The 25,611-nt window shown below is 64.7% G+C and carries 20 protein-coding genes; 13 read left to right on the top strand and 7 right to left on the bottom strand.

Translation table 11 applies throughout. The features are described 5' to 3' along the window. Window positions 1–9: 9 nt before the first annotated feature. The 10 genes from ACNQPB_RS18970 (at window position 10) to ACNQPB_RS18925 (ending at window position 11,962) form a co-directional block, all read left to right on the top strand. Window positions 10–1,062 (top strand): Gfo/Idh/MocA family protein, encoded by a 1,053-nt coding sequence (locus ACNQPB_RS18970; RefSeq protein WP_498753977.1) that lies wholly within the window; start codon window positions 10–12, stop codon window positions 1,060–1,062. Continuing rightward, a complete protein-coding gene (iolG, locus tag ACNQPB_RS18965; protein ID WP_498753976.1) occupies window positions 1,052–2,065 on the top strand; it encodes an inositol 2-dehydrogenase in 1,014 nt (337 codons plus the stop codon). Before ACNQPB_RS18970 ends, iolG begins: the two co-directional genes overlap by 11 nt. Further along, on the top strand, window positions 2,062–2,850 hold the full coding sequence (locus ACNQPB_RS18960; protein ID WP_498753975.1) for an SDR family oxidoreductase: 789 nt from the start codon (window positions 2,062–2,064) through the stop codon (window positions 2,848–2,850). Before iolG ends, ACNQPB_RS18960 begins: the two co-directional genes overlap by 4 nt. Next, window positions 2,847–3,740: a sugar phosphate isomerase/epimerase family protein gene (locus ACNQPB_RS18955; protein ID WP_498753974.1), complete on the top strand. Its 894-nt coding sequence runs from the start codon at window positions 2,847–2,849 to the stop codon at window positions 3,738–3,740. The genes ACNQPB_RS18960 and ACNQPB_RS18955 overlap by 4 nt, the downstream gene beginning before the upstream one ends. Continuing rightward, on the top strand, window positions 3,737–4,738 hold the full coding sequence (locus ACNQPB_RS18950; protein ID WP_498753973.1) for a Gfo/Idh/MocA family protein: 1,002 nt from the start codon (window positions 3,737–3,739) through the stop codon (window positions 4,736–4,738). The genes ACNQPB_RS18955 and ACNQPB_RS18950 overlap by 4 nt, the downstream gene beginning before the upstream one ends. A 40-nt stretch (window positions 4,739–4,778) precedes the next feature. Then, window positions 4,779–6,278 carry a CoA-acylating methylmalonate-semialdehyde dehydrogenase gene (locus tag ACNQPB_RS18945; protein ID WP_498753972.1) on the top strand — a complete coding sequence of 500 codons (1,500 nt, stop codon included), beginning with the start codon at window positions 4,779–4,781 and terminating at the stop codon, window positions 6,276–6,278. A gap of 91 nt (window positions 6,279–6,369) precedes the next feature. Beyond that, the gene (locus ACNQPB_RS18940; RefSeq protein ID WP_498753971.1) at window positions 6,370–7,239 is read left to right on the top strand and encodes a sugar phosphate isomerase/epimerase family protein; all 870 of its coding nucleotides are present in this window, start codon (window positions 6,370–6,372) and stop codon (window positions 7,237–7,239) included. Window positions 7,240–7,923: 684 nt separating this feature from the next. Then, window positions 7,924–8,358 (top strand): tautomerase family protein, encoded by a 435-nt coding sequence (locus ACNQPB_RS18935; protein WP_498753970.1) that lies wholly within the window; start codon window positions 7,924–7,926, stop codon window positions 8,356–8,358. Window positions 8,359–8,445: 87 nt separating this feature from the next. Further along, entirely contained in the window at window positions 8,446–11,163 is a 2,718-nt protein-coding gene (locus tag ACNQPB_RS18930; RefSeq protein WP_498753969.1) for a helix-turn-helix transcriptional regulator, read from the top strand. 100 nt (window positions 11,164–11,263) lie between these two features. Further along, window positions 11,264–11,962, top strand: a complete 699-nt coding sequence (locus ACNQPB_RS18925; protein ID WP_498753968.1) for an alpha/beta fold hydrolase — start codon at window positions 11,264–11,266, stop codon at window positions 11,960–11,962. A gap of 357 nt (window positions 11,963–12,319) precedes the next feature. On the opposite strand, the gene ACNQPB_RS18920 is transcribed toward ACNQPB_RS18925, so the two are convergent. Continuing rightward, window positions 12,320–12,769, bottom strand: coding sequence for a MarR family winged helix-turn-helix transcriptional regulator (locus ACNQPB_RS18920; protein ID WP_498753967.1), 450 nt, complete (start codon window positions 12,767–12,769; stop codon window positions 12,320–12,322). A gap of 113 nt (window positions 12,770–12,882) precedes the next feature. Here ACNQPB_RS18920 and ACNQPB_RS18915 point away from each other — a divergent pair, with 113 nt between their 5' ends. After that, a complete protein-coding gene (locus ACNQPB_RS18915; protein WP_498753966.1) occupies window positions 12,883–13,980 on the top strand; it encodes an FAD-dependent oxidoreductase in 1,098 nt (365 codons plus the stop codon). A gap of 317 nt (window positions 13,981–14,297) precedes the next feature. Here ACNQPB_RS18915 and ACNQPB_RS18910 read toward each other — a convergent pair whose 3' ends face one another. The 6 genes from ACNQPB_RS18910 to ACNQPB_RS18885 all read right to left on the bottom strand — a co-directional run bounded on the left by ACNQPB_RS18910 (window position 14,298) and on the right by ACNQPB_RS18885 (window position 22,873). Next, window positions 14,298–15,224, bottom strand: a complete 927-nt coding sequence (locus tag ACNQPB_RS18910) for an ester cyclase (RefSeq protein WP_498753965.1) — start codon at window positions 15,222–15,224, stop codon at window positions 14,298–14,300. A gap of 205 nt (window positions 15,225–15,429) precedes the next feature. Next, window positions 15,430–16,791, bottom strand: coding sequence for an FAD-binding oxidoreductase (locus ACNQPB_RS18905; protein WP_498753964.1), 1,362 nt, complete (start codon window positions 16,789–16,791; stop codon window positions 15,430–15,432). Next, entirely contained in the window at window positions 16,788–18,167 is a 1,380-nt protein-coding gene (locus tag ACNQPB_RS18900) for an NAD-dependent succinate-semialdehyde dehydrogenase (RefSeq protein WP_498753963.1), read from the bottom strand. The genes ACNQPB_RS18905 and ACNQPB_RS18900 overlap by 4 nt, the downstream gene beginning before the upstream one ends. A gap of 38 nt (window positions 18,168–18,205) precedes the next feature. Continuing rightward, complete coding sequence (locus tag ACNQPB_RS18895) at window positions 18,206–19,870, bottom strand: thiamine pyrophosphate-dependent enzyme (protein WP_498753962.1); 1,665 nt, start codon at window positions 19,868–19,870, stop codon at window positions 18,206–18,208. 185 nt (window positions 19,871–20,055) lie between these two features. Beyond that, window positions 20,056–21,531 (bottom strand): amino acid permease, encoded by a 1,476-nt coding sequence (locus ACNQPB_RS18890; RefSeq protein WP_498753961.1) that lies wholly within the window; start codon window positions 21,529–21,531, stop codon window positions 20,056–20,058. A 181-nt stretch (window positions 21,532–21,712) separates the two neighbouring features. Then, the gene (locus ACNQPB_RS18885) at window positions 21,713–22,873 is read right to left on the bottom strand and encodes an RsbRD N-terminal domain-containing protein (RefSeq protein WP_498753960.1); all 1,161 of its coding nucleotides are present in this window, start codon (window positions 22,871–22,873) and stop codon (window positions 21,713–21,715) included. Window positions 22,874–23,023: 150 nt separating this feature from the next. Between ACNQPB_RS18885 and ACNQPB_RS18880 the strand changes: the two genes are divergently transcribed. Beyond that, complete coding sequence (locus ACNQPB_RS18880) at window positions 23,024–23,878, top strand: nitrilase-related carbon-nitrogen hydrolase (protein ID WP_498753959.1); 855 nt, start codon at window positions 23,024–23,026, stop codon at window positions 23,876–23,878. Window positions 23,879–23,904: 26 nt separating this feature from the next. After that, a complete protein-coding gene (locus ACNQPB_RS18875; protein WP_498753958.1) occupies window positions 23,905–25,575 on the top strand; it encodes a flavin monoamine oxidase family protein in 1,671 nt (556 codons plus the stop codon). The last annotated feature ends 36 nt before the right edge of the window (window positions 25,576–25,611 follow it).

The following is a 25,611-nucleotide window of genomic DNA, read 5'->3' as shown; positions in this document are numbered from 1 at the left end:
GAAGCAAGCATGAACCTCAGAATCGGAATCATCGGCCTTGGCGTCATGGGTGCGGACCACGCCCAGACGATCGCGGCTTCTGTTGCGGGTGCGGAGGTCGCCGCTATCAGCGATATCGACGGCGGGCGTTTGGCCGCAGCCGCGCATCAATACAATGCCGTCGCGCACGCCGAGGCGGAGGACCTCATCGCAGACCCAGGTGTGAATGCGGTCATCATCGCGTCCCACGATTCGACTCACTCCGCCTTGGTGGAGGCGTGCCTTGCCCACCGCAAGCCGGTGCTTTGTGAGAAGCCTTTGGCGCCCACGGTGGAGGAGTGCGTGCGGCTGGTCCTCCTCGAAGAGGAACTTGACCTGGACTTTCCTCTTGTCTCAGTCGGATTCATGCGTCGCTTCCACCAGCCCTACCAGCAACTGCGTGACCTGCTGCGTGCGGGGGAGCTGGGACGTCCCTTGGTGGTCCACGAAACCCACCGCAACGTCCACGCCTACCCGGGCACAACGGCGGCCTCTGTGGTCACCAACTCTGCCATTCACGAAATTGACATTACGGCGTGGCTCCTGGATTCCCCGATAGTCGAAGCCGGTTGGCTGGCGCCGGTGCACCCGGAGCCCCCTCCCGCTTGGGAGGGCCCCCAACTGATCCACCTGCGGGCCGCCAACGGTGCCATCGCTTCAGTGGAGGTCTCCGTTAACGCCCGTTCGGCGTACACCGTCTCGTGTGAAATCGTCGGCGACAAAGGCTCGGCCCGCATGGCTGAACCGCCGGCGGTTGTTCGGACCACGGATCTTCAGATTTCACGCGCCCTTGCTGCCGACTGGCGCCCCGTGTTCGCCGACGCTTACCGTCGCGAGCTGCAGGAATGGACTGATTCCATCCGGGCCGGACGCGCCTCCACGCTTGCATCTGCGCGGGACGGTCTCGACGCCGCGTGCGTTGCCGAAGCAGTCCTTGCCGCCATGGATTCCGGTTCGCCGGTGCCTGTCCGGCGGCCCGATACCTCTAGCCTTACCGACCATCTTGTCCCTGCCCTGAAAGGAAACACCAACGATGTCCCGTGACCGTCTTCGCGTCGCACTCTTTGGGTCCGGCCGTATCGGCCAGGTCCACGCAAGGAACCTTGCAAACCACCCCGAGTTGGAGCTTGTGGTCATCGCAGATCCCTTCATCGACGGCGCGAAGGTGCTGGCCGAACAGACCGGTGCCTTCGCCGTCTCCACGCCGGAGGAGGCCTTTGCCGTTGACGGTCTGGATGCCGTCGTCATCGGTTCGCCGACCCCCACCCACGTGGAACTGATTGAAGCAGCTGTGGGGAGGGGACTGGCGGCACTCTGCGAGAAGCCCATTGACCTAGACTTGCCGACCGTCCGGGCCTGCAAGGAACGGATCGCAGGGGCGAAAGCCCCGGTGATGCTCGGATTCAACCGTCGGTTCGACCCGGGCTTCGCCGCGATTCAGTCCCGCGTCGCTTCTGGTGAGATCGGTGCCTTGGAACAACTGACCATCATCAGCCGGGACCCCGAACCGGCTCCGCGCGGGTATCTCGAGGCATCCGGTGGGATCTTCCGCGACATGACGATTCACGACCTCGACATGGCGCGCTTCTTCGTCCCGGACATCGTGGAGGTGACGGCCCGCGGCAGCAACACCTTCAGCGACGACATCCGCGAGCTTGGTGACTACGACACCGCCGTGGTCACGTTGCGCGGTTCCAAAGGCGAACTCATCAGCATCACCAACTCCCGCCACTGCAGCTCCGGATACGACCAGCGTCTCGAAGCTTTCGGCGCCAGGGGTCAGCTGTCCGCGGACAACGTCTTCTCGGACAACGTCCGGCTATCAAACGCGGGCGGAACGGACCAGTCCAGCCCCTACATGCACTTCTTCCTGGAGCGGTACAACAACGCATACCGTGCAGAGTTGGACGCCTTCGCCACCGCGATCCGTACTGGTGTGGCGCCTTCCCCAGGCTTCGACGACGGCCTCGCGGCGCTCGTCCTGGCAGAGGCCGCCACCGAATCAGCGGCTTCCGGCAAGAGCGTCGATGTGCGGGGTGCCTGGTGACAGACGAACCCCAGCTGCAAGGCAAGATCCTCCTGGTCAGCGGCGGCACCCAAGGCCTGGGTGAGGCCGTGGCGCTGCGGGCTGCCGCCCAGGGCGCCGAAGGGATCGTCATCACGGGCCGCAAGGTCGAAGAGGGTGAGCGTGTGCGGGCGGAGCTCGAGGCGCTGGGCACCCGCGCGGTGTTCCTGAAGACTGACCTGGCCGACGTCGATCAGGCGCGCGCCTCGGTGACTGGCACCATAGCCGAATTCGGCCGCGTAGACTGCGTTGCCAACTGCGCCGGGCTCACCACGCGCGGCAGCTTCGAGGACACGGATCCAGAACTCTTCGATGCCCACATCGCGGTCAACCTGAAGGCTCCGTTCTTCATCATGAGCGAGACCATCAAGCATCTGAAGGAACGCGGCGCAGCCGGCAGCATCCTGAATGTCCTCTCCATCGCCCAGCATGGTGGCCAGAACTTCCTGGCACCCTATGTGGCGGCGAAGGCGGGCCTGGCCGGTGCCGTCCGCAATGCAGCCTATGCGCATCGCTGGGACCGGATCCGGATCAACGGGCTCAACATCGGCTGGACTGCGACCACGGGTGAAGCAGCTACCCAGAAGCAGTTCCATGGGGCAGGCGACGACTGGTTGGAGAAGGCCAACGCGTCTGTCCCCATGGGCAAGCTCGGCCAGCCGGCCGAGATTGCTGAATTCATCGTTTTTCTTCTCTCGGAGCGGAGCGGGGTCGTCACCGGCTCTGTCATCGACTGGGACCAGACCGTCATTGGAGGACAGGAATGACCACGTACGAAATTTCCAGCAGGATCGCTGCTGCTCCCATCTCCTGGGGCGTGTGCGAGGTTCCCGACTGGGGTTACCAGCTCGGCCCGGAGAAGGTGCTCGCCGAAATGGCCGAACTCGGCGTCTCCGCCACGGAGTTCGGCCCGGAGGGCTTCCTGCCCCAGGAAGCCGGTCCCCGCGCCGCCGTCCTGGAACACCATGGGCTGCAGGCCATCGGCGGCTTCTTCCCCGTGATCCTGCACGATCCTGCAAAAGATCCGCTCGCCGTCGTCCGTCCCGAGCTGGAGGCCTACCAGGCCGCCGGCGCGACCGTCATGGTGCTGGCCGCTGAGACCGGCGTTGCCGGCTACGACCAGAAGCATGTGCTCGACGACGCCGGCTGGGAACTGTTCGCCAAGAACCTGAACGCGGTGGTTGCAGCCGCCGCCGAGCGGGGGATCACTGTGGTGGTCCACCCGCACGTGGGGACCATGATCGAGTCCCCCGAAGACGTGCGCCACCTGATCGAAGACACCACTGCCCAGGTCTGCCTGGACACCGGGCATTTGCTGATTGGTGGCTCGGATCCCAGGGACGTTGTCCTGAACCACGCTGACCGGATCGGCCACACCCACCTGAAGGACGTGAAGGCCGAACTCGCCGCGAAGGTCCAGTCCGGCGAACTCAGTTACACGGACGCCGTCAAGACCGGCATGTACGTTCCGCTCGGCCAGGGTGACGTTGGCATCAAGGAGATCGTGTACGGCCTGCTCGACGCCGGCTACACCGGCTGGTTCACCATGGAACAGGACACCATCCTGGAGACCGAACCTGAAGGTGAAGGACCCGTGGCCAACGTCCGCGCGTCCATCGCGTACCTCAAGTCCTTGGAGAATGGGGAGCCGGCATGACCGGATCGGTGCGCTGGGGGGTCCTGACCACGGCCAGGATCGCCCAGCACCGCTTCATTCCCGCGGCGGGGAAAGCACGCAACGCGGAAGTCAAGGCCATCAGCAGTGCCAACGGCCGGGTCTCGGAGGTTGCCGCTCGGTTTGGGATTCCCAAGGCCTACTCAAGCCACGAGGAACTTCTCGCAGACCCGGACATTGACGCCGTTTACGTGCCCTTCCCCAACAACCTGCACGCCGAATGGGCCGTCCGGGTCGCCGAAGCGGGCAAACATGTGTTGTGCGAAAAGCCGCTGGTGGCTACGCAGCAGGACTTTGAACAGGTTCTTCAGGCCGCGGAGCAGCACGGTGTGCTCCTCATGGAGGCCTTCATGTACCGGTTCCATGCCCAGCGGGAAAAGGTCCTGGAGCTCGTCCGGTCCGGCCGGGTAGGAGACCTGGTGTCTGTCCACGCGCGCTTCCATTTCGTCATGAACCGGACGGAAGGCGAACCGAGGCTGGTGCCCGGGATGGACGGCGGAGCCTTGAACGACGTGGGAACGTACTGCATCGATGCGCTGAACGCCATCGTCGGCCGCCTGCCATCGAGCGTGTACGCCAAGGGGACCAGTCCCGCTGACCCCGTCGACACGACCATGGCGGCCATCCTGGACTACGACGGCGTCCTGGGCACTTTCGATTGCGGCTTTGAAGGCCCCAGAGCCCAGACCGTTCAGATCATCGGTACCCAGGGCCAGATTACCCAGGACGTGTCCTTTGACGCCGACCCGGACGAAACGGTTACCGTCACGGTTCGTTCGCGCGACGGGGCCGAAGAAGTCTTCAGCTTCGTCGATGACGGATTCAGGGCGGAGATTGAGACCTTCAGTGAACTCATCGGGGAAGGGGGTTCCGCGGTGCCGTTCCGGGACCTCACAGAGCACAACCTGGCCGTCCGGCTGGCTCTTCACGAGTCCATGTCCACCGGTACACCCCAACAACTGACCATTCCAGTGGCCTAGGCATCGGAGTCTGGCCATCCCCTCCGGAAGGAAAAGAACCATGACCATCACCACCATTCCGCATTTCTTCAACGGTGCCGAGCACCTTGGCACCGGTACCGACACCGAGGGTGTCTTCAACCCGGCCACGGGTGCCCGGACCGGCGAAGTCCGCCTGGCCAGCCCTGCTGACCTGGACGAGGCCGTCGCGATCGCGAAGGAAGCAGCGAGGTCCTGGGGCGATGTTTCCCTGGCCAAGCGCACCACCATCCTGTTCAAGTTCCGTGAGCTGGTCGCCGCGCACGTGGATGAACTGGCCGCCCTGATCACGGCCGAGCACGGCAAGGTCCTCTCCGACGCCAAGGGCGAGATCGGGCGCGGCCTTGAGGTGATCGAGTTTGCCTGCGGCATCCCGCAGCTGCTCAAGGGCGAGTACTCCGATCAGGCCTCCACCGGGATCGACGTGTTCTCCTACCGCCAGCCCGTCGGCGTCGTCGCTGGCATCACCCCGTTCAACTTCCCCGTCATGGTGCCGCTGTGGATGGCGCCGATGGCGATCGCCACCGGCAACACCTTCATCCTCAAGCCCTCGGGCCGGGTGCCCTCGGCTGCGATGCTGCTGGCGAAGCTGTTCAAGCAGGCCGGACTGCCTGACGGCGTGTTCCAGGTCCTGCATGGCAACCGTGAAGTGGTCCAGGGCCTGCTGACCCACCCGGACATCGACGCGATCTCCTTCGTCGGTTCCACCCCGGTGGCCAAGCTCGTGCACGACACCGGCACCGCGCACGGCAAGCGCGTCCAGGCCCTGGGCGGGGCGAAGAACCACGCGATCATCCTGCCCGACGCCGACCTGGACAACGCTGCCGACCATCTGGCCGCCGCGGCGTTCGGTTCCGCCGGGCAGCGCTGCATGGCGATCTCCGTGGCGATCGCCGTCGGGGACGCCGCCGACGCACTGGTGGCCAAGGTCAAGGACCGCGCCGAAGCCGTGCGCGTGGCCGACGGCACCCACCCGGACGCCGAGATGGGCCCGGTCATCACCAAGGCCGCCCAGCAGAAGATGCGCTCGATCGTCACCGCCGCCGCCGAGTCCGGCGCAGACCTGGTGGTGGACGGCCGCGAATTCACCGTGGCCGGCCAGGAGGGCGGCTACTGGTTCGGACCCACCGTGATCGACAAGGTCGACTTCGACATGGACGCCTACCAGGAGGAAATCTTCGGACCGGTCCTGTCCGTGGTGCGCACCGAAACGGTCGAGGAAGCGATCGAGCTGATCAACTCCAATCCCTACGGCAACGGCACGGCGATCTTCACCTCCTCCGGAGCGAACGCCCGCAAGTTCCACCGCGGCGTGCACGTGGGCATGATCGGCATCAACGTGCCAGTCCCGGTGCCCGTGGCCTACCACTCCTTCGGCGGCTGGAAGGATTCCCTGTTCGGCGACAAGCACATCTACGGCCCCGAAGGCGTATCCTTCTACACCCGTGCCAAGGTCATCACCGAACGCTGGCCCGAACCCAAGCAGCGCACCGGTGCCAGCTACAACTTCCCCACCAACTAGCACTCAATAGGCCGCGGGCCGGATCCGTGAGGCACATGGATCCGGCCCGCGGCAACTGGAGCGTATTCCGAGCCTGAACAGGAGGACTCACATGGCCGAAGCAGTAGAACTCGTTGCGACGTGCTGGACAAGTGCGGGTACGGCGGCCCCATTGCAAGGCGACGAAACCAGCCCCATCCCCGTGCTGGACCGCGTCAGCGCCTGCGCGGACGCCGGCTACGTTGGCATGGGCTTTAACCAAGCCGATTTAAGGAAGATCAAGGAAGGTGTGGGCTTCGAAAAGCTTCGGGCACATGCCGACGCCGCGGGCATCGGCCCGATCGAAGTCGAACTTGCCACCGACTGGTGGCTTCCTGAGGAATCCGCTCCGTGGCGAGAGACCTGGTCTTTGCTCCTTGAAGCCGCCACGGTCCTGGGGGCTCCCTGGGTCAAGGCCGGGACGTCGTTCGGCCCGGCCGCACCGTCAGTTGCGCCATTCGTCGATCCGCTCCGGCGGCTGGCGGATGAGGCAGTTGCGGCCGGAACCCGGGTGGCAGTGGAACCGTTGCCGTTTGCCCTTATCGCCTCCATACCGCAGGGTGCCGAACTGATCCGGGCGGTCGACCATGAGGGAGCGGGACTGGTGGTTGACTACTGGCACGTCTTCCGGGCTGGCACTACCTTGGCGGAGCTGGAAAGTGTCCTGTCACCGGAAATGGTGCTCGGCGTCGAAATTTGCGACGCGGACGCAGAACCGAAGGGAACGTTGTTTGAGGACACCCGTGACAACCGGAGATATCCGGGTGAGGGCGCCCAGGACGTTGCTGGGTTCATCCGGACCATGCGGCGCCTAGGCTGGAATGGCCCTTGGGGCGTCGAGATGCTGGCAACCGAGCATCGGGCCATGCCTCTCCAGGAAGGACTCGCCCGCACGCGGGACTCGGTCATGAATTGTTTCGCAGCGGCTGGTTCGCACGCCTGACTACCCATGGGGGGCCGACAGGGGAGAACCCCGCGGAGGCTCAATGCCCGGAACGTCCTGCCCGGGCATTGAGCCTTACTGGACCGACAGGTAGATGGCGAACCCTGCCCCAAGGCTCCGACCGAAATGAATTCGGGCGTGGTGGTGGTCATCATCAGTTCCCTTTCATTGGCGGGCTTAAGAACACTATGCACAGCGAGGGGCAGCGATAATTTGTCGGAGAACGAACACGCTTTGACTATCGCGCCACGATGACTGCAAGAGTCCGGGCCGTAGTCCTCGCGGAGCCAAAAACCACGGGTTTCTGTGGCGGCGGAAAGAGCTGGTTGGAGACCAGGGGCAGCGAGCGGCACCTTGCGGTCCGCGGCACCTGACAGCACGGTTCTTCTTCCAAAGTGAATATCCGTCACTGGCAATCGCCATCAAAGCCTGCAATGATGCGGGACGTGGCCAAGTTTCCGTATCAATGACAATGCCGTCAATTATGTGCAAAAGCTCCTTCAAAGCATAAGTCGGTCATCTGCGGCGGAGGAAAAGAGAAATCCATAGCGTGCTTTTGGGGTACCATCGCTGTTTTTCCGATAACGCTCCGCCCTTGATCGAACCCCGGGAATGACACCTACCATGGTGACCATGACGGTTCTCGTCGTCCGGCCGTCATCCCACTGACCGTCGGAGATCGCCATGCCCATGATCGATGTTTACGCTGCTGCAGGAACCTTCCCGGACACCCACCGCCTTGCTCAAGACCTGGCCCAGGCGGTCATGACCGAAGAGCAGGTACCCGACATTCCCATGTTTCGGAAGAACACCGCTGCCTTTGTCCACGAGTTGCCCGTCTCGTCCATCTCGAATGTTGACGGTGACAGCAACTATGTCCGTGTGCAAATCCTCACCAACGCGGGCGCGCTCGACCGCGAGAAGCAGGTCGCCGTCGTAAGTAAACTCACGGCGCTCGTGTCCGCGGCGGCCGGCGACCCAGGTCTTGCCGATCGGACGTGGGTCCTTCTCACCGAGGCGCCCGAAGGTGGCTGGGGGCTCTGGGGCCATGCTCACACGAACGCCGAGCTCGTCCAGGCCGCCCGGACCGAGATCGCCAAACTCGCAGAAGGCGCCTGATCGGGCCCAGGGCCCTCAGCGCCGCGCCGTGCGACTGCGGCGTCAATTCCATTGCGCTCGGCTGCTTGCCGGCATGACAATTCCGACATGACACTGTTCGGGCGGGACGCGGAGCTCGAACTCATCTCGTCCTTCGTCCGTCCCGGTGTGCCGGTTGCTTCCCCCGTCTTGATTCTGAGCGGCGAGCCCGGGGCGGGCAAGACGGCACTGCTTGACGCCGCGGCCGATTGTGCCGGCCACGCAGGCCGCCGGGTCCTTCGGGTCACAGCCCTTGAGTACGAGGCTGAACTCAACTACGGCGCTCTCAACCAGATCCTCTACCCGTTGCTGGACCAGCTGCCGGCCCTGGAAGAAGTCCATCAGCGCGCGATCGCGGTGATGTGTGGTCTCGAGGCAGGTCCGCCGCCCGCCCAGCTCATTGCTGGCGCGGCGGTGCTCGCCCTCGTTACGGCGGCGGCGAAGGCAGCACCGCTTTTCATCGTCATCGACGATGTGCCTTGGCTGGACCTGCCGAGCGGCATGGTCCTCACCTATGCGGCGCGGCGTCTGCGCGACGCTGACGTCCGGTTGATCGTTGCCGCTCGATTCGAACTCGAAAACGTTTTCGTGCGCAGCGGTTTCGACGCGCACATACTCAGGCCGCTCTCCGAAGAGAGCGCCAATGCGTTGCTCGCCGAACGGTTCCCCGCCCTTCCCGCCGTCGTGCGGGGGCGCATCATGACGGATGCGGCGGGCAACCCGCTTGCGCTGCTGGATCTTCCGGCCGCGCTCGAAGGCGTGGCGCGCCCGTCAGATGACCCCTTGCCGCTCACCGAGCGGCTCGGGGCGATCTATGCAGGACGCCTCCGTTCTTTGCCAAGGGCGACGCGGGACGTGCTGTTGTTCGTAGTGCTGGCGGGAGCGGAACACAGCGTGACCTTTGAGAACCTTTTGCCCACGCGTAGCCAGGAAGATCTGGAACCGGCCGCCCGTGCCGGTATCGTGCGTGTCAATCCGCGGACGGGCCGCATGAAGTTCCGCCATCCACTCATCCGCTCGGCTGTGTTCGAGCAGTCGAGCGCCGAGGAACGTCGCCATGCGCACGCCCTCCTCGCTGAAGCGTTCGCCGCGGAGCCGAAGAGACGCGCTTGGCATCTGGGACAGTCAGCTTCGGGCCCCGACGAAGCGATCGCCGGGCTGCTGGAAGTCGTCTCCGATGAGCTACTGCAATCGGGCGACGGCGGGCGGGCCACCGCGGCGATGTTGAGGGCAGCGGAACTCAGCACGGTCATTGCTACCCGGGGGCGGCGGCTCGCACGCGCCGCCTACCTTGGTTCGCTTGTCACGGGCGGACTGCAGGATGCGCCGCGCCTGCTCGCCAGCGCCCACCCGGATCCGTTTGCAGCCCCGTCCCTCGCGCATGTCACCGCAGCGGCTTACCACCTGCTCAACAGCGAAGGGGACGCGTCGAGCGCGCACCGCCTGTTAATCGTCGCGCTCGACGCCTCGCTCGGCGGGCTCGATGCCCGTGACGAGCAAACGGTGGAGGCGGTCGCGACCCTGCTCTTGGTCAGTTTCTATGCAGGGCGTCCGGACTTCTCCGAAGCCACGCGGAGCCAGGTGCGGCGCTTCGTGCCTGCTCCACCGGAGACGATCGAACTGCTCGACGGCGCGTTCAGCGACCCTGCCAGGGCCGACGCCGGGCTGCTGGACTGGTTCGATGCCGCTCTTGACCGTCTGGGCTTTACGTCCAACCCCGTGCTTATCACGCGCATGGCGACGGCTGGCGCCTATTTGGACCGGGTGCACCGTGCGGTTGATCCGCTGTGGAGGGTGGTCGAAGACGGCCGTCGCGGTGGGGCCGTGGCCAAGGAGATCGAGGCGCTCTTCCTCATCGGAAACGATGCTTGGTTCGCTGGCCGTTGGGACGAGCTTGAACGCGTCACCGACGACGGCCTGCGCCTATGCGACGAGCTGGGCTATGCGCTCACCGCGGCTCCGGGGAGGTATCTGCGCGGGCTTCTCGATGCAGCACGTGGGCGGGAGGACGTCGCCGACAGGGCCGCCGAACAGGTGCTCCTGTGGGCGGCACCGCGCCGCCTGTATGCCTTGGCCGCCTATGCCTCGCACATCCGCTGCATGTTGCAGTTGCCTCACGGCCGTTTCGAGTCGGCGTACCGCCATGCAGCGTCGGTCAGCCCGGCCGGCACGCTGCAGCCTTTCCTGCCGCACGCAGTTTGGCTGGTCTTCGATCTCGTCGAGGCGGCCGTCCGCTCCGGTCGTTCGCGCGAGGCCGCTGCCCACGTACGTGCGGCGGAGGAGGCCGGCCTGGCAAAGCGCTCCTCGCGGCTCGGAATGCTCGTCACAGCCGCCGGCGCGCTCGTTGCCGAGACGGGCTGGCGTGAACGGTTCGAGCGGGCCCTCTCGACTCCGGGAGCGGAGCGCTGGGTCTTCGACCGGGCCCGTGTGAGACTCGTCTACGGCGAACAGCTTCGCCGCGCACAGTCACCGGGCGAGGCCAGGACACAGCTCGACTCGGCGCTTGGGTCCTTCAGGGCCCTTGGCGCGGAGCCCTGGGCGGCGCGGGCACTGCGCGAGCTGCACGCTTCGGGCGGCGGCGCGCCAGGCGTGGACGCACTGACCCCGCAAGAGGCCGCCGTCGCGCGTCTTGCCGCAACGGGGCTGACGAACAAGCAGATCGGAGCACAGCTGTTCCTCTCACCCCGCACCGTCTCGACCCACCTGTCGCGGGTGTTTCCCAAGCTCGGCGTCGAGTCACGGGCCGCTCTACGTGACGCGCTCACGGGCAGCAGACCGGTCGCCTGAGCGGGACGTCACCGAACTACGTCATCTGACGGATTGCCGGAGGCCCGGCGAAATCTAATGTCATGGGTATCCACCAACGGAGAACCCAAGGAGTCAGATCATGAATGCAACCATCGTCCTCGTCCACGGCGGCTTCGTCGACGGCGCCGGCTGGCGCGGCGTGTACGACGAACTGAGGGCTCACGGACACGAGGTGCGGGTAGTGCAGAACCCCACCGTATCGCTCGCCGGCGATGCGGCCAGCACCCGGGATGTGCTCGACCAGGCTGACGGTCCCGTCGTACTGGTCGGACACTCGTATGGTGGCGCAGTCATCACCGAAGCCGGCACGCACGAAAAGGTCGCGGCCCTCGTCTACATCACCGCCTTCGCCCCGGACCAGGGCGAGTCGGTGAACACGCTGCTCGGGACATTCCCGGCAGACGGTCCCCAGCCGCCCATCCTGCCCCCGGTGAACGGCTTTCTCTCCCTCGACCGGGAGAAGTTCGCAGACTCATTCGCCGGTGACGTCAGTACCGAAGAAGCCGGCTTCATGGCCGACTCGCAGGTTCCCTGGGGCCTCGAGGCGTTCGGCGGCACCGTTACCCAGGCAGCCTGGCGGGTAAAGCCGAGCTGGTACCTGCACGTGAGCGAGGACCGAATGATCCCGCCGGCGGCCCAGGCCGCTATGGCAGAGCGCATTGGGGCAACCGTCGCCCAGACGCCCGGCAGCCACGCGATCTACGTCTCCCAGCCCAAAGCCGTCGCGGACCTCATCCGCACAGCCTCTGCCGCCGTCAACGGCTCACAGGGCGCCTGACCCCAGCTGTTCCCGGCATCACCTCGACGGGCATGAGCCGGGCACCGGTTTAGGGATCGGCTACTGGAAGGCCCCTGCATGCTTCAAACACGCAGGGGCCTTCGTCCGTGCGGCTTGGCACGGAATGATGTGCGGTTCTTCACGAGGATTGCTGGCCCAGGACTATTACTCTCTGCCCGGAAAAGGTGCAGCGTGGGCTCACTGTCAGCGTTGTCTGCTTGAATGTGGCCACTCGGTGGAGTAGATGACCATCGTTCTATCAGCAAGGAGCTTGACCGGACGAACGTAAGGGGGCGCCTGGCCCTGTGGCAAGGTAACCACTAATGTTGACCGCCCTCTGCAACGGTTCCAATGCACTCAATCCTCGTCGCGGGCTTCGTCTGCGGGTTCGGCATGTATCCGCGACAACAGTCCATGGAGTTGGGAGAGTTCATCGGCGGAGAACCCAGCAAAGGCCTCCCGCTCGACGTCGGCCAGAGCAAGTTCGATCGACGCGACCGCGCGCTTGCCTTCCACGGTGATTTCCACGATATGTCGACGGCGGTCCGCGGGATCTCGGCGACGTTCCACGAGCCTTTCGTTTTCAAGATCGTTCAGGACGGACACAAGAGCGCTGGCATCGATGACGAGAATTTCGATGAGGTGTTGCTGGCTGATGGGTCCGGACTCTTCAAGCCGGCACAGGAGGACCGCATGCCTCGGGCTGAGTCCGGAGGAGTCCAGCGCTTGGCGAAGGCGCGTGTTCATGATGCGCCCGTGGCGCGCCAAGAGAAACCCCAGTTGCTTGCCTGCTGCTGAAGTACTCATCAGAAAAATCCTATCATTCGGGAAATTATTGACCTTTTAAAATCGTTATTCTCCTTAAACGATCCGATCGGTACGAGCCGATCAACGAGAGCTTCTTCCACAAAGGAGTTGTTATGAACGACCGCGTTCCGAACGCCACTGTGGTGATTGTCGGTGGAGGCTACGGTGGCATTGCCGTAGCCAAGGCGCTGGACAAACATGCAATGGTCACTTTGGTGGAGCCCAAGGACGCGTTCGTGCACAACATCGCGGCACTGCGGTCCGTGGTGCAGCCGGACTTCCTGCCACGCATGTTCCTTCCCTATGACCGCCTGCTGGAGCGGGGTCAGGTGCTCCACGACCGGGCCGTCAGGGTGGACGGGCACACAGTCAAATTGGCCTCCGGAAGGCGGCTGGCGCCGGACTACATAGTCCTTGCGAGCGGTTCCAGCTACCCCTTCCCGGCCAAGAGCGATCGCGTGGTCACCACCGAGGCTATAGACCGCTACCAAGCCGCACATGACGACCTCAAGCGTGCCAGCAAAGTGATGCTCCTCGGGGCCGGGGCAGTGGGCCTTGAATTTGCAGGCGAAATCGCCGCGGCATGGCCGGACAAGGACGTCGCTCTAGTCGACCTTGCGCCCGACATCCTTCCTGGACCGTACGATCCTCGCCTCCGCGGGGAGGTCAACCGGCAATTGGATGAGATCGGTATCCGGCGAATCATGGGCAGTCCGCTGGTGCAGCTGCCTCCGGTTCCCGCCGGCGAGCTAGGCACTTTCACGGTCAACACCAAGGACGGCATTGCCATTGAGGCGGACATCTGGTTCCGCTGCTACGGAATCGCCCCACAGACGGATTATGTCTCGGGAGACCTTCTCGCCGCGCGGACATCGGATGGCTATCTGGAAGTCACCCCGGAACTCCGCGTAGTGGGCTTCGAGAAGGTCTACGCCCTGGGCGACATCTCAACGATCGACGTGAACAAGGCCGGCGTCGCGGGACGCCAGGCCGTGGTGGTTGCCAAGAACATCCAAGCCCGGTTGGAGGGCTCCGCGGAACTGGCCGCTTATGCGCCGTCGAGACCCGTCATCATCCTTCCTCTGGGGCCCGCGGGCGGTTCGGGACAACTGCCCGACGGCGAGATCGCCAGCCCGGAGCTGATCTCCAAGATCAAAGGGCAACACATGATGATCGACCGTTATGTCGAGATGCTGAATTTGACCCCTTGAACGGGCGTGGTCGTGCAGACTTTGGACGGCGTGAAGGACCGTACCTCTCCTTGTAAGTGGGCAATCCGGATGGTCCTACTCCCAGGAGGGGAAGTTGAGGTTCGATTGGGCGTTGGCTATCGCAAATGGAGGACGCTTGGGATGACCGAAGTCGCGGTGCTGTGTCGACAGACTGCACCGCCGCGTCAGCGAGCTGGAACAACAGACCGCAGAACAACGCCGGCAATCTGCAGAACGAGACGGCGAACTCGACGCGGCACAGGCCAGCAATCGCGAGCTTATGACCCGCTCAACCATCCAAGCCCCGACGGGTGCAATCACCAGGTCAACACGTGTGGCCCACGCGCAAGGGGCACCCCACGAGGCGTGACATGCACAAACGACGTGGGTTCCTGGCCGTCGCCGCGTAGGACCCCGAGAGAACCTTGGAACTTGGGACGCGTTCGAAGGGGCTTCTGTACTGTATGAAAGCCCGCGCATGGTCGCTTTGCCCCTGAATAGCATCCGTTTTGCGGAACCGGATGCCAGATCCGGAGACCAGATCCCGCCCCGGCAGCGTCCACCAACGGTCGGGTGCGACGGTGGTGTGCACGGGGGGAGCGATCGCTCATCCAACCCGAGAAGAGGCGGCCCTCCTGGGCTGATGTTGGGCCGGACCGGGGGTAAGGAGGCCTCGCGGACGGCAAGAGACTACAGCGAAAACTGCGACCGTCTCTTACGGCGCCGATCAGCCGATCCTGCCTACGGTTCGTCGCCTCAATCTGCCTACGTGCCGATAGCCACTGAGATCCGCGCATAGGGAAGGCCAGCACCATCTCGTGCCGGCCGTCCCCATTGCCTGCCGCTCTTGTGGTTCCTAGAGGCCGGCTCGCGAGCGAGCGGGATTCGGCGGTGGAGCTGAGCATACGTCTGGCTCGCTTATCTTCTACTGAATCCACGGTGCCTTGAACGTGCCGGTGTCGTTGAGGAACGCCCAGAATGTCGCCCCTCTGGGTGCCGGTGACCACGAGTCGGACGACTACCTTGTCGTCTTGGATCACCATGTCCTGAACGTCGGCCTGCAGGTCAGGGATCGCCGCGACGACGGCCGTCATCAGTCTTGCGACCGCGTCGCGTCCAGCGACCGTGCCGACGGTGCCGCCATGCCAGGCCATGTCCTCGGTGAAGTATTGCGCGGCGTGCCCGCCGTTGTGACCGTTCAGTACGTCCTGCATGAAGTCCAGGACGATCTTCTCCTGTCCCATCACGTCTCTTCTCCTTGCCATGCGCCGCCTCGGCTTGGGCGTTCGCGTGGAGCTGGCGTTCCAGGACGCCGGGGCTGGTGAGGTCGGTGCGGTAGCCGCGGACTCCGAGTACCTTGGGCAGGCTCCTCAGCGGCATTGTGGTTTCATGTCCTGGGATGCCAGCTGCCGGCTATCTGTATCCGTCCGGCAGTATTGTCCGGGTTCCCTATATAGCCTTGCCGGGGTTCAGGATGCCATCGGGGTCGAAGACGTCCTTGATTCCGCGTGCCAGTTCGCGGACGCGCTCAGAGTGTTCCCATCCAAGCCACGGAAGCTTGAAGCTCCCTATGCCGTGCTCGCCCGTGATGGTGCCGCCCATCGCGAGGGCCACCCGCACCGACTCGTCCAAGGCTTTTCCGAGTCGTGCCAAGGCTTCGTCCCGGCAGCCGTCTTCCGGTTCTGCCCAGAACATGGGGTGGAGGTTCCCGTCCCCTGCGTGGGCCACCATCTTCATGAAGACACCGTGTTCCTGGCTGATCCGCTCCAGCTCCCGGGCATAGTCCACCAGTCGTGACCGGGGCACGGCCACGTCCTCGCCTACGCGTAGATCGTTCTCGGTGCCGGAACCGCGGCTGTTCCGCCGCAGTTGGACGAAGATTTCTGCCGCAGGATCATCCGGGGCGGACAGCGTTCCGCCTCCCGCCGCCAGGATGTCACGGACGACGGCGGCCTCCGCCTCCGCGCCGTAGCCGTCGGTCTGGATGAGCAACAGGACCGTGCATCGGCTGGCGAGGTCCGTGCCGTTGAGCGCATCGGCGTCAGCGATGGACGCATGGTCCATGAGTTCCATGATGGTGGGCTGGACCCGGGCCCGGCCGATCGCCAGCACTCCGGCCGCAGCAGCGGGAAGGTCCGGGAAGAAAGCTGCGATGGTGCAGACTTTCACGGGAAGGTGCTTGAGCCGGAGGGTTGCTCCAACTACGACGCCCAGCGTCCCTTCCGAGCCCACCAACAGGGCCACCAGGTCGTATCCGGCCACGCCCTTGAAGGTGTCGTGGCCCAGGCGGATGAGCTCACCGTCGGCCAGGACCACGTCCAATGCAAGCACGGAATCGCGGGTAACGCCGTATTTGGCACACCGCAGGCCGCCGGCGTTGGTGCCGATGTTCCCGCCGATGGTTGCGAACGTGAAGCTGGCGGGGTCCGGGGCATACATGAGGCCGTGCTCCGCGGCGGCCGCGTTGAGGGCCGCGTTCACCACTCCGGGCTCGACGACGGCCACTTCGTCTTCGGCGCGCAGCTCCAGGATGCGGTTCATGCGTTCCAAGCTCAGGATGACGCAGGCCTTCACAGCATGGGCACCGCCGGAAAGCCCTGAACCGGCGCCGCGGGGAACCAGCCGCGTCCCCGCGGAGGCACAGGCTCTGACCGTTGCCTGGACGTCACCGGTGGATTCCGCAAACACGACGGCGAGGGCCCGGGCTTCCGGCTGGTGTGGGGCCTGGTCCCGGCTGTACTCCTCCAGCAATGCAGGATCCGTGGAGACTTTGCCCGGGCCAAGGATCTGTTCCAGTTCGCGGATGATCATGGCCGTGCCGTTTCACGGACGCGGACCAGTTTCCGGTTCACGAATTCGTCCATGCCGTAGCGTCCCAGTTCGCGTCCGACGCCCGAGCGTTTGACGCCGCCGAACGGCAGTTCGGCGGAACTGCCCCCGGCCTCATTGACGTGGACCATTCCCGCTTCGATCCGGTCCGCAACCCGCGCGGCGCGGTTCTCGTCAGTCGAGTGGACTGAAGCACCGAGGCCGAAGGGTGTGCCGTTGGCCACCCGGACGGCTTCGTCCTCGTCACGGACCCGGAACACCATCGCAACAGGACCGAAGAGTTCCTGCCGGTAGACATCCATGTCCTCTGTGATACCCGCCAGCACCATCGGCTTGAAATAGGCTCCCGGGCGGTCCTGCCGGCCGCCGTCGAGCAGTACAGTGGCGCCCTGCAGAACGGCGCGCTCCACTTGCACCTGCAGGCCTTCGGCCGCCGCCACGGAAGACATCGGCCCCATGGCGGTGCGCTCATCGGTGGGATCGCCTGGCTGCAGTGCCGCTGTCTGCGCGACGAAGCGGGACACGAACTCGTCGTAGACCTCATCCAACACAATGAACCGCTTGGCGGCGTTGCAGGCCTGACCTGCGTTGAAGGTCCGGCTGCCCACCGCCTGCTTCACCACTTCGTCCAGGTTGCCGGCGTCGAGCACGATGAACGGATCCGAACCGCCCAGCTCCAGCACTACCTTCTTCAGTTCAGCGCCCGCGGCCGCGGCAACGGCCGCGCCGGCCCGCTCGGAACCGGTGAGGGAAACGCCCTGGATGCGGGTATCGGCGATCAGTGCCGCCACCTGCTCATTGCTGGCGAAGAGGTTCACGTAGGCGCCGTCCGGTGCACCGGCGTCTCGGAAGATCGCTTCCATGGCGAGAGCTGATTCAGGGCACTGCGGCGCATGCTTGAGCAACACCGGGTTGCCCAGCATCAGGTTCGGCGCGGCGAAGCGGGCAACCTGGTAGTACGGGAAGTTCCACGGCATGATGCCCAGGAGGACGCCCAAGGGTTCCTTGCGGACCACGGTGCGGCCGCCGGCGACGGCGTTGATGGATTCCTCTACCAGGAATCCGGGGCCGTTGTCCGCGTAGTAGCGGTAGATCGAGACGACGATGTCCACCTCGCCGCGGGCCTGCGCGATCGGTTTGCCCATCTCCCTGGTGATGATGGACGCCAGTTCCTCCCGGCGCTCCTGGTGCAGACCGGCCACGCGGTGCAGCAGCACAGAGCGCTCCGCCGGGCTCATTGCCTTGAGCGGGATCCGGGCCGCCTCAGCGCGAGCCGCGGCTTCTTCGATCTGGGCATCCGTGGCGGAGGGGTAGACGGCCTCCACCGATCCGGTGGCGGGGTTGGTCACCTTGTACATGCTGGTTCCTTTTCGGGGATCGGACGTTGTCATGGCGCTCACGGTTCGATCAGGGACTGGTCTGCGACGACGTGGATGAGCGCACTCACCCGGCGGGTCAGCACGGCATCAAGGGCACGTTCGACGGCGTCGGCCGCTTCCTTGTCGCCGCGCACGGTTTCGCCGTGGCCGCCAAAGGCGCGGGAGAGGGCTGCGAAGTCAGGGTTCGCGAGCTGCGTACCGGAAACCCTTCCCGGGAAGTGCTTTTCCTGGTGGGCGCGGATGGTGGAGTACTGGCTGTTGTCCAGGACTATGGTCAACAAAGGTGCCCCGTACTGGGCAGCCGTGGCGAGTTCCTGCCCGTTCATGAGGAACTCGCCGTCGCCACAGACTGCCACTGCGAGCCGGTCCGGGTTCTCCAGGACGGAGGCGACGGCGGCGGGGATGGAGTAGCCCATGGAGCCATTGCGGGTGGCCAGCTGGGACGGGAACACTTCGGTGGGGAAGAAACGCTGTGCCCAGAGCGTGTGGTTACCGGCGCCGAGCGTGTTGACGGCGTCGTGCGGCAGGCGGGCCACAAGTTCCCGGATCACCGTGCTCATGTGCGCGGTGCCTTCCGCGGTTGGCGGCAGGGCGGCGTCGTCCGCGATTTCCGCGTATTTCAGGTGGGCTGCATGCCCGGCGGAAGCCCATTCGGTCCAAGCTTCCTGGCGGCCGAGATCAGCGGCGTCGCCGAGAGCTTCGAGGGCAGCGGCAAAGGCGACCGGCGAGGCGAGGACGTGCGAGCTGATGGCGCCGGACCGGCCACGGAGCGTGGAGTCGATCGAGACGAGGTGGTTGACGGCGTCGGGGCGCTGGCGGAGGGTGAACCCGTCTGTGGCGACATCGCCGGGAACCGCCCCGATCCCGACGACGACGTCAGCTTCCTCGAACATCCGCGCCACGGTGTCGTTGCGGCTGTAGCCGAGAGAGCCGAGATTGATCGGAGAGGAGAACGGGATGCGGTCCGAAGCATGCCAATCCTGGGCAACAGGCAAGCCGTTGCGTTCGGCGAAGGCGGTGATGGCAGCCGCGGCCTCCGGCGTCCAACGCTGGCCGCCGACCAAGAGGAGGGGCTTTTCCGCGCCGCGCAGGGCGTCCAAGATGGTGCTCAGCTCGGCGCCGGACACGGCACCTTCGGCCACGGGGATGGGTTGGGTCAGCGCCCCGGTGAAGTCCTTGGTGATGACGTCTTCCGGGAGGCCGACCACTACCGGCCCGGGACGGCCGGATTTCGCGGCGAAGAAGGCCTCCGCCACGACCTCCGAGGCGCGGCCGGGTTCGTCCAGGACGAAGACGCGCTTGGCTTGGGTTCCGAACCAGGCATGGGGATCGAATTCCTGGAAGGATTCCCGCATGCGGTCCGCCACCGGCACCAGGCCAACGAACAGGACCATGGGAGTTCCGTCCTGCCAGGCGGTGTGCAGTGCGATGAAGGCGTTGGCGGCGCCGGGGCCGCGGGTCACCATGGCTACGCCGGGTTCGCCGGTGATTTTGCCGTGTGCCTCGGCCATATAGGAGGCCCCGCCTTCCTGGCGGACAACGATGGTCTCGATGTCTGCGCCGTGCAGTCCGTCGAGGACGGCCAGGTAGCTCTCACCTGGGACGGCAAAGATTCGCTTGACGCCATGCAGGGCCAGCGAATCGACGATCGCCTGGCCGGCGTGGTGGGGTTCTTGGCTCACGGTTACTACTCCACATCACTGGGGGAATGCTTGATCAGAACCAGTATTTCGAGCCGCGAGCCATGCCGTCCAATACTTATTCCGCACGGTTTTCATGCCTGATTGGCATGACTTTCGCATTGCTCACGGTCGAACGAAGTCCAGGGACCCTCACCTGGATGGTGTCGGTCCCTGGAGCCCCTTGGTCAGAGGTCTTCGTTCGCGTCAAGTGGGTGCGGAACGGTAGAGATGGCGCCCGTGAGCGGCCGACCTTCACGGATCAGCGCGCGCTTGCGGATCTGCCAAAAGACGGCCAACAGCAGGAACCAAACTGGCGTAGCCAGTGTGGCCCAGCGTGTTCCTTCGCTGTACATGAACGCGCAGAGGAGGAAGACGAAAAAGGCAAGGACAAGCCAAGGGGCCACCCGGGCGAACGGTACCCGGAACCGGGATGCTGAGTGCCGTTCCGGGTGCCGTCGGAGGTACACGATGTAGCTGACAACGATTGAACCCCAGGTAAACAGCACGAGGGTTGCGCACATCGTCGAGACGAAATCGAATGCGGCGGCAACCCCATCACCCGCGTAGAGCAGGGGGATCGCGGTGAACAGCAATACAGCGGTGACGAACACAGCGCGGGTGGGCACTCCACGGGCGTCGGTGAGGGCGAGTTTTGCAGGGGCGTGTCCATCCTTGGCAAGGCCGAAGAGCATCCGGGTTCCGGAGTAGACGCCCGAGTTTGCGCTGGACGCTGCAGAACTCAGGACGACAAGGTTGATGACGAGGGCTGCGGGGACGAATCCGGCAAGCAGGAACGTCTGGACGAAGGGGCTCTTGCCCGGCACGAGTTCGGTCCAGGAGGTGATGCTCATGATGATGGCCAGTGAGGCGACGTAGAAGATGAGGATGCGTACCACGATCGAATTGATCGCCTTGGGCAGGTTCCTGCGCGGGTTCTCGGTTTCGGCTGCGGCAGTTCCGACGAGTTCGACGCCGATGAAGGAGAACACGCCCATCTGGAATCCGAGAACGAAACCGCTCAGCCCCATCGGGAACATGCCGCCCTGATCCCAGAGGTGGGAGATTGAGGCCTGGAAACCGTTGTGGGTGAAACCGGTGAGGATCAGCACGGCACCGACACCGATGAGTGCGAGGATGGCAATGATCTTAATGATCGCGAACCAAAACTCCATCTCGCCGAACCACTTCACAGGCTGCAGGTTGAGAATCAACAGCAGGACCGCGGCACAGAGGGCCGGAACCCACAACGGGATCTCCGCCCAAAAGAACTGGGTGTACGCGACGATCGCAGTAATGTCGGCAACGCAGGCAATCACCCAGGAGAACCAGTAGTTCCACGAGACAAAGAAGCCGGCCCACGGGCCGAGCAGGTCTTTGGCAATGTCGCCGAAGGTCTTGTAATGCAGGTTTGAGAGCAGCAGTTCGCCGAGCATCCGCATGATGAGGAAGACGAAGAAGCCGATGATGGCGTAGACGAAGATGATCGACGGACCGGAGGCCGAGGCGAGCCGCCCCGAGCCCATGAACAGGCCGGTGCCGATCGCCCCGCCGATCGCGATGAGCTGCAGGTGGCGGTTCTTCAATCCGCGGTGCATCCCCTCGTCCGGAGTGCTCCCTTCCGGACCGGACCGGGTCGACGATGCGGGTTGCGTTTGTGGCATGGTGCTCTCCTCTGAATGTGCAATGTGGTGGCCGGCAGAGGACCGTGTGTGACATGCCTCATATCTCGACTCTTCAATGCTTCCAGCCGGTTTGCAGCAGGCCTATCGACAAAGAGCCCTCGAATCCCGGGCGATCCATGTACGAATGCCCAAACGACTCCGCTACGGAAGGTCCAGGATCTCAGGACCCCAGGACGAGTACCGCAATCGCCGCGTCGCGGGGAAGCTTGAGGTCCAGTTCCGTGTAGCGCTCGAAAGCAGCGAGCCGGTTGACGATCGTGTTTCGGTGGCAGAACAGGCGCCGGGATGTCGCCACGAGGCTGCCGGTCTCCAGGAACATGGCCACAGCTTCGAGGATCCGCTCACGTTCCTTCGGCGGGCATTTTTCCAGCCCGTCCAGCACGGCCCGGGCCGGATCACAGCCCACCTGGGTGAGGCGGTGCCGGGCGATGGAGAGAACCCTGTCCCGGAGGGTGAAGATTCCCCTGGCGCCGACCGGCAGGTCGCGCATGATTTCCCGCGCCGCCAGTCCGGCTTCCCGGACGGCAGCGAGACCCTCGGCGAGCGGTGCGACGGCGGCGGATACGCCGTCGTACAAGTTGCGTTCACGCAGGTCCATGGCGTGGGAGCGTGCCGGCAGTTGGCGGATGACCAAGGTGTGGTGCCCTTGGGCGATGCTGAAGACCCGCTCGTTTCCCCGGTGGATACGAAGACGACGCTGCACCGTGGCGCCGTCGTCCCGCCCCAGGGCGACCACCCGGAACGCGGAATCCGCCTGGACACGCAGTGCTCCGCAGATGCGGCTGATGTCCGCTGCGCTGGGGTCCTGGGTACCGAAAAGCTGGGCCAGATAGTGCTGCTGCAGATCCACGTCTGCACGCTCCATCTCGGTCTGCTCCTGGACGTAGCGGGCCTGGACATGAGAGGCATAAATGTCCACGATCTTCCACACCAGTTCACCGCGTCCCACCAGGTGCTCAGCGCTCAGGCCTGAGGTCGATGCTGCGAGACCTTCCCAGAGGACGCCGAAATCCATGCGGACGGCCCGGATGAGGCTTTCCAGCGGTACTCCTTGCCTGGCCCTGCGGGCGCCGAGCTGATCAGCCAATGACTCGAGGGCCGTGGTCTCTGTACCGCCGCTTCTGAGGGCATCGATCATGGCGGCAAGGCTTTGTTCGCCGGTGCTCCGCAGGTCTTCGAATGTCACCCCGGATTCTGCGTAGTTGCGGTCGCTCAGGATCCGCGCCAGGAATCCATCCACCAGGGTGCCGAGGTTTTCGGCGAGGTGGTCGAGGGCGCCTTGCCAGTGGGGATCGGCGTTCGCAGCCATGGAAATCGTCACTATTCCATCGTCTCTCATGGGACTGCCCCATCCGGTGTATGAAAGTACAAAAAGCGGGCTGTTTTCCGAGTTATCCCGTCATCGCCCGAAGGCCTGCAGCTTGGGAACATCGAAGAGGCAGCACGTGACCACGACGCTAAGGATGCACTCATGCAGAACACAGAATCCGCTGTCCGGGGAGAACCGGACGTTGAGGCCGGAGCGTTGTGGGTCGCCGTGCTGCAGGCTACGAGCCGCCCCGGCGACCCGGACGCGAATCTCGCCACTGTCGCCGGCTGGGCCCAGGAAGCCAGCCGGCGCGGTGCGGGATTGCTCGTCACTCCGGAATTGTTTGTCCCCGGCTATGACCCAGCGGCGGTCAGCGACTGGGACGGTGATGAGCAACGACGGCGCTTGGCCGCCATCGCGGTGGAATCGGGTATCGGCCTGGTTGCCTCAACAGTGGAGCACCGGGGGGAATCCCGTTACATCAGCGCCTCCCTGTTCGACGAAGCGGGACGCGAGCTCACCCGCTACCGGAAGAGCCACCTGTTCGGGCCCGTGGAAGGAACCTGGTTCCAACCGGGGGACGAATTGCCCGAAATTGTGGAGTTCCACGGAGTGAAGGTGGCACTGGGAATCTGCTTCGACGTGGAGTTCCCGGAATTTGTCCGTTCCGCGGCCCTGCGCGGGGCTGAACTGCTGTGCGTTCCAACGGCCGTACCGCTGCGGCCGGACACGAGCGCCGGGCCGAAGCCCTTTGACGTCACCGTGGTCCCCACGGTACTGATCCGGGCACGGGCCATCGAGAGCCAGCTCTTCATCGCCTATGCGGACCAGGCGGAGCCGGGATTCGCCGGGCTCAGCACCATCGTCAGCCCTTTCGGCAGTACCGAGAACGCCTCGGGGCTTTCCGGCGAGCTCCTTGTCACCGCGGTCGACTCCGCCGTCGTCCGCCGCGCCCGGAGCGAAGTCAACTACCTCGACGTAGTACGCGAGCGCACCGCCTTCCCGTCCCCTTCGTGATTCACAGGAGAACAATGAACCCCGCCATGCCATCCCAGGCACCCATCACCATGCTTAACCCCGATTTTCCCTTCCCCTATGAGGAATACCTGGCGCATCCGGCAGGCCTTGGCAGCATTCCGGAGGAACTGCACGGTACGGAAATCGCCGTCGTCGGGGCTGGCATGTCGGGGCTGATCGCCGCATACGAACTGATGAAACTCGGTCTCAAGCCCGTCCTTTACGAGTCCTCGCGGATCGGCGGCCGCCTGCGGGCCGGGCGCCCGGAAGGACAGCTTGGTCCGGTGGCAGACCTTGGCGGAATGCGGTTCCCGAGGTCCGGACGGTCCTTCTACCACTACGCGGACATGCTCGGCGTCGAAACCCAGCCGTTCCCCAACCCGCTCACCGCAGCCGCCGGGAGTACGGTGATCGAACTCGGCGGACAAAAGCACTACGCGGAGAAGATCGAGGACCTGCCGGAATTCTTCCACCAGGTTTCCGCCGCGTGGGACGACTGTCTTCAAGAGCGGGCCTGCTTCGCGGAGATGCAGGATGCCATCCGCCGCCGGGACCTCGCGGAGATCAAACGGATCTGGAACGGACTGGTCCCGCAGTTCGACGACATGTCCTTCTCCGGCTACCTGGCCACATCCAAGGCGTTTTCCGCCTTGCCGTTCGAGTACCGTGAGGCCTTTGGCCAAGTCGGGTTCGGCACCGGGGGCTGGGACACCAACTTCCCGGATTCCTTCCTGGAGATCCTCCGCGTGGTCTACGTGGACGCCGATGCCGATCAGCACCGGATCATCGGAGGGGCCCAAGTGGTGCCCGAACGGCTCTGGGACCACTCACCTGAAACGTCAGCGCACTGGCCTGCCGGCACATCGTTGGCCTCCCTGCACGGCGGCAACACCCGCGGCGCTGTGAGGTCCATCCATCGCGAGTGGAACGACGACGGCACACCGGGCGCGGTGGCGGTGACCGACCGTTGGGGGCGCACCGACCGCTACCCGGCAGTCATTGCGACGTGCCAGAGCTGGCTGTTGTCGGCGCGTATTGACGTGGACGAATCCCTTTTCAGCCACAAGCTTTGGACCGCGATCGAACGCAGTCACTACATGCAGTCATCCAAGACCTTCGTGGTGGTGGACCGGCCGTTCTGGAAGGACCGCGATCCGGTGACGGGCCAGGAAATCATGTCCACCACCCTGACGGACCGCCTCACGCGCGGCACCTACCTGCTGGACAACGGCCCGGACCAGCCTGCCCTCATCTGCCTCTCCTACACGTGGAATGACGACGCCCTGAAGTGGTTGCCGCTTGATGCGGACGAACGTGTCCGGCTCATGCTGCACTCCCTCGGCAAGATCTACCCCGGCGTGGACATTGCCTCGCACATCGTGGGCGATCCGATCACAGTCTCCTGGGAAGACGACCCGAATTTCATTGGCGCCTTCAGCGACAACCTGCCCGGTCATTACCGCTACCAGGAACGGCTCTACAGCCACTTCATGCAGGAGGACCACGCGCCGGAACACCGCGGCATCTTCCTTGCCGGTGACGATGTCTCCTGGACCGGCGGCTGGGTGGACGGTGCCGTAACCACAGGCCTGAATGCCGTCTGGGGCGTCATGAAGCAGATGGGCGGCGCGAGCCACGCGGCCAACCCGGGCCCCGGTGACCGTTACGCCGAGCTCGGCCCGGTGCGCCTGCCGTAGCTTGGACGACACGAAGAAGCCCGACGGCGGTCCGTA

It is taken from the genome of Curtobacterium sp. LFS079 (assembly GCF_047977865.1).
Taxonomy (GTDB): Bacteria; Actinomycetota; Actinomycetes; order Actinomycetales; family Micrococcaceae; genus Arthrobacter.
This window is presented reverse-complemented; position numbering and strand designations above follow the sequence as displayed.

Excerpts from the sequence above, each read along its gene's own strand:
- ACNQPB_RS18970 (WP_498753977.1), top strand. The coding sequence starts at position 10 with ATGAACCTCAGAATCGGAATCATCGGCCTTGGCGTCATGGGTGCGGAC.
- iolG (WP_498753976.1), top strand. The coding sequence starts at position 1,052 with ATGTCCCGTGACCGTCTTCGCGTCGCACTCTTTGGGTCCGGCCGTATC.
- ACNQPB_RS18955 (WP_498753974.1), top strand. The coding sequence starts at position 2,847 with ATGACCACGTACGAAATTTCCAGCAGGATCGCTGCTGCTCCCATCTCC.
- ACNQPB_RS18950 (WP_498753973.1), top strand. The coding sequence starts at position 3,737 with ATGACCGGATCGGTGCGCTGGGGGGTCCTGACCACGGCCAGGATCGCC.
- ACNQPB_RS18945 (WP_498753972.1), top strand. The coding sequence starts at position 4,779 with ATGACCATCACCACCATTCCGCATTTCTTCAACGGTGCCGAGCACCTT.
- ACNQPB_RS18940 (WP_498753971.1), top strand. The coding sequence starts at position 6,370 with ATGGCCGAAGCAGTAGAACTCGTTGCGACGTGCTGGACAAGTGCGGGT.
- ACNQPB_RS18935 (WP_498753970.1), top strand. The coding sequence starts at position 7,924 with ATGCCCATGATCGATGTTTACGCTGCTGCAGGAACCTTCCCGGACACC.
- ACNQPB_RS18930 (WP_498753969.1), top strand. The coding sequence starts at position 8,446 with ATGACACTGTTCGGGCGGGACGCGGAGCTCGAACTCATCTCGTCCTTC.
- ACNQPB_RS18925 (WP_498753968.1), top strand. The coding sequence starts at position 11,264 with ATGAATGCAACCATCGTCCTCGTCCACGGCGGCTTCGTCGACGGCGCC.
- ACNQPB_RS18920 (WP_498753967.1), bottom strand. The coding sequence starts at position 12,769 with ATGAGTACTTCAGCAGCAGGCAAGCAACTGGGGTTTCTCTTGGCGCGC.
- ACNQPB_RS18915 (WP_498753966.1), top strand. The coding sequence starts at position 12,883 with ATGAACGACCGCGTTCCGAACGCCACTGTGGTGATTGTCGGTGGAGGC.
- ACNQPB_RS18910 (WP_498753965.1), bottom strand. The coding sequence starts at position 15,224 with ATGGGACAGGAGAAGATCGTCCTGGACTTCATGCAGGACGTACTGAAC.
- ACNQPB_RS18905 (WP_498753964.1), bottom strand. The coding sequence starts at position 16,791 with ATGATCATCCGCGAACTGGAACAGATCCTTGGCCCGGGCAAAGTCTCC.
- ACNQPB_RS18900 (WP_498753963.1), bottom strand. The coding sequence starts at position 18,167 with ATGTACAAGGTGACCAACCCCGCCACCGGATCGGTGGAGGCCGTCTAC.
- ACNQPB_RS18890 (WP_498753961.1), bottom strand. The coding sequence starts at position 21,531 with ATGCCACAAACGCAACCCGCATCGTCGACCCGGTCCGGTCCGGAAGGG.
- ACNQPB_RS18880 (WP_498753959.1), top strand. The coding sequence starts at position 23,024 with ATGCAGAACACAGAATCCGCTGTCCGGGGAGAACCGGACGTTGAGGCC.
- ACNQPB_RS18875 (WP_498753958.1), top strand. The coding sequence starts at position 23,905 with ATGCCATCCCAGGCACCCATCACCATGCTTAACCCCGATTTTCCCTTC.